Raw genomic sequence first — 1,329 nt, forward strand, 5'->3', positions numbered from 1 at the left:
CTCGTCGAAGGCGCACGCGGCACTCGGGCTCGACTCGGTCGAGGTGCCGGAGCGCGCAGCGGCCTGGTTCGCCGAGGCCGACGGCGCCCTGGTCGCCGACCTGTGCACCCTGGTCGCGGCGACCGTGCCGCTCTCGCAGGACCGCAGGCGCATGAAGGAGCTGCTCGTGCTCCGGCCGGAGATGTCGTCGATGGTGATGCAGTGGATGGCCGAGTCGCGCCAGTCCCTGCTCAGCGTCGTCGGCACCCGCACGGACGCCCAGACCGCCCGCACCGCCGTGACCCTGGTGATGTCGGCACTCAGCGAGGTCGCGCACCGCGAAACCGTGCGGAGCAACGACGAGCTCGCCGACCGGCTCCGTGCGGTCGTGCGCGAGATGGCCGCGCTCGCGTCCTGAGCCGCGGGGCGCGGGGGCGCAGGGCGTACCTGGTCGAATCGGGCGTACCTGGCAGGAACTTCCCGCCAGGTACGCCCGTTTCCGCTTTCCAGCGCAGGCGCAATGGGAAGGAACGTCGCGCCGTGCGCGTGCCCCGGTGCCGGACGGGAGGCCCGTGGCGGCGTCCCCACGGGCCTCCCGTCCGCACCGTGGCCGGGTGCGAACACGCCGTCGTGTCCGCCCGACGCCGGGAAGTCGTCGAGACGCCCCCGTTTCCGGAGGCGTCTCGGCGTGACGACGGCGTCTCCCAGCCGTCGCGCACTCGCACTGCTCGACTGACGAGCCCTGGGGTTTCCCCAGTCCGCACTCCGGAGTACCTTGCCGGGCATGCACACAACGGGACCCGCGCCGTACTTCCAGTTCGCCGGCACCGCCAGGCAGGCCCTCGAGCACTGGCAGCGGGTGTTCGGTGGCCAGGTGCAGATCGCGACCTACGCGGACTTCTCCCGCACGGACGGCCCGGCCGACGCCGTCGCGCACGGCCAGCTCACCGGCGAGCTGCAGCTGTTCGCCGCGGACGCGAGCGAGGGCGACACCCCGTTCTCGGCGACGGGGCTGCTCTTCTCACTGCTCGGCGCCGCGGAACCGGACGTCCTGCGCCGGTGGTTCGACCAGCTCGCCGAGGGCGGCACGATCGTCGACCCACTGCAGCAGCGACCGTGGGGCGACTGGGACGGCACCGTCCGTGACGCCTTCGGGGTCGCCTGGCTGATCGGGTTCGAGGACTCGGCGCGCTGAGTCCCGCGCTGAGTCCCGCGCGCAGCAGCGCCTACTGCTGGTCGGACGGCAGCAGCGGCGCCCAGAAGGCGTCGGGGCCATCGGCCTGCACGGCGTCCGGCCCGAACCGGAAGCCGTACTCGCGTACGAAGTCGAGTGCCGCGGCCCGCTCGTCC

Annotated in this window: 2 protein-coding genes; both read left to right on the top strand. The window is 73.2% G+C overall.

Annotation, left to right across the window (positions count from 1 at the left end; translation table 11 throughout):
* On the top strand, nucleotides 1–397 hold a 397-nt coding region (locus tag BACI9J_RS22515), incomplete at its 5' end, for a TetR family transcriptional regulator (RefSeq protein WP_159736633.1).
* Nucleotides 398–763: 366 nt separating this feature from the next.
* Nucleotides 764–1,174 carry a VOC family protein gene (locus BACI9J_RS22520; protein ID WP_159557442.1) on the top strand — a complete coding sequence of 137 codons (411 nt, stop codon included), beginning with the start codon at nucleotides 764–766 and terminating at the stop codon, nucleotides 1,172–1,174.
* The last annotated feature ends 155 nt before the right edge of the window (nucleotides 1,175–1,329 follow it).

Source organism: Arthrobacter sp. 9V (assembly GCF_902506065.1).
Classification (GTDB): Bacteria; Actinomycetota; Actinomycetes; order Actinomycetales; family Micrococcaceae; genus Arthrobacter.

Bases quoted from the DNA above. Each gene is read 5' to 3' on its own strand.
- BACI9J_RS22520 (WP_159557442.1), top strand. From the start codon at position 764: ATGCACACAACGGGACCCGCGCCGTACTTCCAGTTCGCCGGCACCGCC.